The sequence below is a fragment of the Meridianimarinicoccus zhengii genome (assembly GCF_003254465.1).
In the GTDB taxonomy this organism is placed as follows: domain Bacteria; phylum Pseudomonadota; class Alphaproteobacteria; order Rhodobacterales; family Rhodobacteraceae; genus Meridianimarinicoccus; species Meridianimarinicoccus zhengii.
The window spans coordinates 1-591 of the sequence record NZ_QDFI01000205.1 but is presented as its reverse complement, the minus strand read 5'-3'; the positions used below and the strand labels follow the sequence as shown (position 1 = coordinate 591).

Genomic DNA, 591 nt, shown 5'->3' with positions numbered 1-591 from the left:
GGGCGCGCCAGACCTGCGGCAGGTGGGCCAGGCCCGAAACCGCCACGGCCAGCGCCCGCAGCCCCCAGCGCAGGCGCGCCCGCGCGCCGGTGCCGTTGAGCTGGAACATCTCGTCGGTGGTGCGCCGCCACTTGCGCCGCAGGGCGGGCCAGTCGCGCCGCGTCGGGTGGGCCACGCGCAGATCGTCCGCATAGACCAGCCGGAAACCCTGCGCCGTGGCGCGGCGGCACCAGTCCATGTCCTCGGACAGGCCCGGCACCATGCCGCCCACGGCGTCGAACACCGCGCGATGGGTCACCAGGTTGGCGGTGACGGAAAATCCCTTGTCGGCGATATAGCGGTCCTGCCGGAAGGCGAAGACGGTCTCGAACGCCTCGGCGCCCGAGCGCGGCGGCGGGGTTTCGTCGAACGTGTCCACGCGCCCGCCCACCAGGTCGCCGCGCCCGGCCGCGTCCAGGCAGCGGTCCAGCCAGTCGGCCGCGGGCACGCAGTCGCAATCGAGAAACGCCAGCACGGGGGCCGTGGTCTCGGCCACGCCGCGGTTGCGCGCCGCCGCCGCCCCGCGCCTGGTTTCGGTCACGCAGCGCAGGG

General features: G+C 75.1%; 1 protein-coding gene. It reads right to left on the bottom strand.

From position 1 onward, the window contains the following. The coding region (locus DDE13_RS22640; RefSeq protein WP_111406411.1) for a glycosyltransferase family 2 protein at window positions 1–591 on the bottom strand (591 nt) is incomplete at both ends.